Origin of the sequence: Brevundimonas sp. (assembly GCF_036732845.1) — a bacterium.
Lineage (GTDB): Bacteria > Pseudomonadota > Alphaproteobacteria > Caulobacterales > Caulobacteraceae > Brevundimonas.
In genome coordinates, this window is sequence record NZ_DAINBO010000076.1 from 1 (window position 1) to 4,478 (window position 4,478).

The following is a 4,478-nucleotide window of genomic DNA, read 5'->3' on the forward strand; positions in this document are numbered from 1 at the left end:
CGGCTGGTGGTTCTGGGACCCGGTCGAGAACGCCAGCTTCATGCCGTGGCTGGCGGGCGCGGCCCTGTTGCACAGCGCGGTGGTGACCGAGCGGCGCGGGGCGCTGGCGGGCTGGACCGTCTTTCTGGCTCTGCTGGCCTTCACCTTCTCCATGCTGGGCGCCTTCCTGGTGCGCTCGGGCGTCCTGACCAGCGTCCACGCCTTCGCCGTCGATCCCGAGCGCGGGATCATGCTGTTGGCCATCCTGGGCCTGACCGCCGGCGCGGCCTTCGCCCTGTTCGCCTGGCGCAGCCCGCAACTGAAGGGCGGCGGCCTGTTCGCCCCGGTCAGCCGCGAGGGCGCCCTGGTGCTGAACAACCTGTTCCTGACGGCGGCGGCGGCGACGGTGCTGTTGGGCACCCTGTATCCGCTGATCCTGGAGGCGGCGTCCGGGGCCGCCATTTCGGTCGGCCCGCCCTATTTCGCCGCGACCTTCGTGCCCCTGATGGCGGTCGCCTGCCTGATCCTGCCCGCCGGGCCGCTGCTGGCGTGGAAGCGCGCCGACGCCCTGGGCGCCGCGCAACGGCTGTGGGTCGCGGCGGCCGCGGCCGTGGTGCTGGGCCTGCTGGCCTTCGCCCTGTTCGAGCCGAAGAAGGCGATGTCGGCGGCGGGCGTGGGCCTGGGCGGCTGGCTGATCGTCGGGGCGTTGGTCGAGGTCGCCGAGCGCATCCGCCTGTTCCGCGCGCCGGGAGCCGAGACCCTGCGCCGGGCCAAGGGCCTGCCCCTGGCGGCCTGGGGCATGACGCTGGCCCATGCGGGCCTGGGCGTCTTCGTGCTGGGCGCGGTGGTCGAGACCGGCTTCAAGGCCGAGGCGGCGCGCACGATCGCCGTCGGCGAGAGCCTGAGCGCCGGGCCGTACAGCGCGCGGCTGGACAGCGTGCGCATCGCCGAGGGACCGAACTATCTGGCCGAACAGGCGATCCTGACGGTCACGACCCGCGACGGCCGCGCCGCGCGCCAGGTCACGGCCGAGCGGCGCTTCTTTCCCGCCGGGGGCCAGACCACGACCGAGGTCGGCCTGGATTTTCGGGGCGTGGACGACGTCTATCTGACCCTGGGCGAGCGGCGCGGCGAAAGCGCCCGTCCGGCCTGGGCGATGCGGATGTATTTCAACCCATGGGCGCGGCTGATCTTCCTCGGCCCGGCCCTGATGGCGCTGGGCGGCCTGTTGTCGTTGCTGGATCGGCGGCTGAGGCTGGGCGCCGGGGCGCGGAGGAAGCCGGCATGAGGCGCGCCCTGACGATCGCCGCCGCCGTGATCGTGCTGTCCGGCGGCCCGGCCGTCGCCGAACCCGCCGTTGCGCCCGACCGGCCCCTGGCCGATGCGGGTCAGGAAGCCCGCGCCCAGGCCCTGTTCGAGGGCATCCGCTGCGTCGTCTGCCAGCACGAGGCCATCGCCGACAGCCCGGCCGGGGTCGCTTCCGACATGCGCCGCCTGGTGCGCGAAGAGATCGCGGCGGGCCGTTCGGACACCCAGATCCGCGCCGGACTGGTCGAGCGCTACGGCGACTATGTCCTGTTCAAGCCGCCGGTTCGCATCGGCACCTGGCTGTTGTGGTTCGGGCCGTTCGCATTGTTGCTGGCGGCGGGGTCCGTCCTGTTGCTGCGGGGTCGTAAAAGCGCGTCCGGCGAGACCTCGCCCCTGTCCGTCGACGAGGAACGACGGCTGGCCGAACGGCTGGCGGACGAGGACGTCACATCCTAATTACTTGACGTTGACGTAAACGTAGGCTTTCTGGCGGTCACGTTTCGATTCCGCACTCTGTCCCTCAAGCAGCGAGGCGCCGCGCGCCGAGCGTTAGGGACGTCAAGGAGAGATCATCCTCATGACCGACGCCTACATCTATGACGCGGTGCGCACGCCGCGCGGCAAGGGCAAGTCCGACGGATCGCTGCACGAGATCACGGCGTTGAGCCTGGCCAGCCAGGTGCTGGAGGCGCTGCGCGACCGCAACGGCCTGGACACCTCCAAGGTCGACGACGTGATCCTGGGCTGCGTCTCGCCGGTGGGCGAACAGGGGGCCGACATCGCCCGCACCGCCGTGCTGAACGCCGGTTGGTCGCAGGCGACGGCGGGGGTTCAGATCAACCGCTTCTGCGCCTCGGGCCTGGAGGCCGTGAACATGGCGGCGGCCAAGGTGAAGTCCGGCGAGGCCGACTTCGCCGTCGGCGGCGGCGTCGAAGCCATGAGCCGCGTGCCGATGGGCAGTGACGGCGGGGCCTGGCCGGTCGATCCGACCAGCGCCTTCAAGACCTATTTCGTGCCGCAAGGCGTCTCGGCCGACATGATCGCCACCAAATGGGGCTTCAGCCGCGACGACGTCGACGCCTATTCGGTCGAGAGCCACAAACGCTCGCACCGTTCGTGGGAGGAAGGCCGGTTCAATAAGTCGGTCGTGCCGGTCAAGAACCAGCTCGGCCTGGTGCAACTGGCCCGCGACGAAACCATCCGTCCCAACACCGATATGCAGACCCTGGGCGGACTGAACCCCTCGTTCCAGATGATGGGCGACATGGCCTTCGACGCCGTGATCCAGCAGCGCTATCCCGAGGTGGCGCGCGTCAACCACGTGCATACGCCGGGCAACAGCTCGGGCATCGTCGACGGTTCGGCCGGGGTGCTGATCGGATCGCTGGAGGCCGGCAAGGCCCTGGGCTTGAAGCCGCGCGCCAAGATCCGCGGCGCCGCCTCGATCGGCTCGGAGCCGTCGATCATGCTGACCGGGCCGGAGTTCGTGGCCCATAAGCTGTTGGGCAAGCTGGGCATGGCCAAGTCCGACATCGACCTGTGGGAGCTGAACGAGGCCTTCGCCGCCGTCGTCCTGCGCTTCATGCAGGCGCTGGACATCCCGCATGACAAGATCAACGTCTGCGGCGGCGCCATCGCCATGGGCCACCCCCTGGGCGCCACCGGGGCCATGATCACCGGCGTGGTGCTGGACGAGCTGGAGCGCTCGGACAAGGAGACCGCCCTGATCACCCTGTGCATCGGCGGCGGCATGGGCACCGCCACCGTCATCGAACGCGTCTGAGGATCACGAACATGGAAAACTTCAAGATCGACGTCGACGCCGACGGCATCGCCCTGATCACCTTCGACGTCCCCGGACGGTCGATGAACACCCTGACCTCGGGCGTGATGAAGGAAATCCCCGAGTGGGTCGAACGCATCAAGACCGACGACGCCGTCAAGGGCGCGGTCCTGACCTCGGGCAAGGCCTCGGGCTTCTGCGCCGGGGCCGACCTGGGCGACATGGCCTCGGGCATGCTGGGCGGAGCGGACCTGAAGGCGGCCTATGACGCCGGCTGGCGGCTGAACGGCGCCCTGCGCGCGCTGGAGACCTGCGGCAAGCCGGTGGCGGCGGCCATCAATGGCCTGGCCCTGGGCGGCGGGCTGGAGCTGACCCTGGCCTGCCACTATCGCGTCGTCGGCGACGACAACAAGATTCAGTTGGGCCTGCCCGAGATCAAGGTCGGCCTGTTCCCCGGCGGCGGCGGCACCCAGCGCCTGACGCGCCTGATCGGCGTGCAGCCGGCCATGATGGCCATGAGCGAGGGCAAGTCCTTCCGTCCCAATGACGCCAAGGGCGCGGGCATCGTCCATGAAGTGGTCGCCAAGGGCGGCGAGGTCGAGGCGGCCAAGGCCTGGATCAAGGGCGGCGGCAAGGCCGTCCAGCCGTGGGACGTGAAGGGCTTCAAACTGCCCGGCGGCGGTCCCTATCACCCGGCGGGCATCCAGAATTTCCTGGTCGGCAACGCCATGGTCAAGAAGCAGAGCTACGGCAACTATCCGGCCGTGCTGAACCTGATGAAGGCCGTCTATGAGGGCGTTCAGGTGCCGATGGACGCGGCCCTGCGCATCGAGACCCGCTATTTCATCAAGACCCTGATGACGCCCGAGGCTCAAGGGATGATCCGGTCGCTGTTCCTGTCGAAACAGGAGCTGGACAAGGGCGCGGTGCGCCCGGCCGACGTGCCCAAGTCCGATCCCAAGAAGGTCACGGTGATCGGCGCCGGCATGATGGGCGCGGGCATCGCCTATGTTCAGGCCCTGGCCGGGATCGAGACCATCCTGATCGACCGCGACCAGGAGAGCGCCGACAAGGGCAAGGCCCACGTCGAGGAGCTGCTGAAGAAGCGTCTGTCGCGCGGCCAGATCGACCAGGCCAAATACGACGCCCTCTTGGGTTCGGTCACCGCCACCACCGACTACGACCTGATCAAGGGTTCGGACCTGGTGATCGAGGCGGTGTTCGAGAACCGCGAGATCAAGGCCGATGTGACCAAGCGCGCCGAGGCCCAACTGGCGCCCGGCGCCGTGTTCGGCTCGAACACCTCGACCCTGCCGATCACCGGCTTGGCCGAGGCCAGCGTGCGGCCCGAGGACTTCATCGGCATCCACTTCTTCTCGCCCGTCGACAAGATGATGCTGGTCGAGAT

4 protein-coding genes are annotated in these 4,478 nt (G+C 69.1%); all 4 read left to right on the top strand.

Going from position 1 to position 4,478, the window contains the following annotated elements; all coding sequences use genetic code 11:
- Positions 1-1,267, top strand: a 1,267-nt coding sequence (locus V7D63_RS13195; protein ID WP_333592737.1) for a heme lyase CcmF/NrfE family subunit, incomplete at its 5' end; no start/stop codon positions are given.
- Positions 1,264-1,743, top strand: coding sequence for a cytochrome c-type biogenesis protein (locus tag V7D63_RS13200; RefSeq protein WP_333592738.1), 480 nt, complete (start codon positions 1,264-1,266; stop codon positions 1,741-1,743). The genes V7D63_RS13195 and V7D63_RS13200, both read left to right, overlap by 4 nt.
- A gap of 121 nt (positions 1,744-1,864) precedes the next feature.
- On the top strand, positions 1,865-3,070 hold the full coding sequence (locus V7D63_RS13205; protein ID WP_333592739.1) for an acetyl-CoA C-acetyltransferase: 1,206 nt from the start codon (positions 1,865-1,867) through the stop codon (positions 3,068-3,070).
- Between the two features lie 11 nt (positions 3,071-3,081).
- Positions 3,082-4,478: 3-hydroxyacyl-CoA dehydrogenase NAD-binding domain-containing protein (locus V7D63_RS13210; RefSeq protein ID WP_333592740.1), on the top strand; the 1,397-nt coding region annotated here is incomplete at its 3' end.

Coding starts and splice junctions, on each gene's coding strand:
- V7D63_RS13200 (WP_333592738.1), top strand. CDS start 1,264: ATGAGGCGCGCCCTGACGATCGCCGCCGCCGTGATCGTGCTGTCCGGC.
- V7D63_RS13205 (WP_333592739.1), top strand. CDS start 1,865: ATGACCGACGCCTACATCTATGACGCGGTGCGCACGCCGCGCGGCAAG.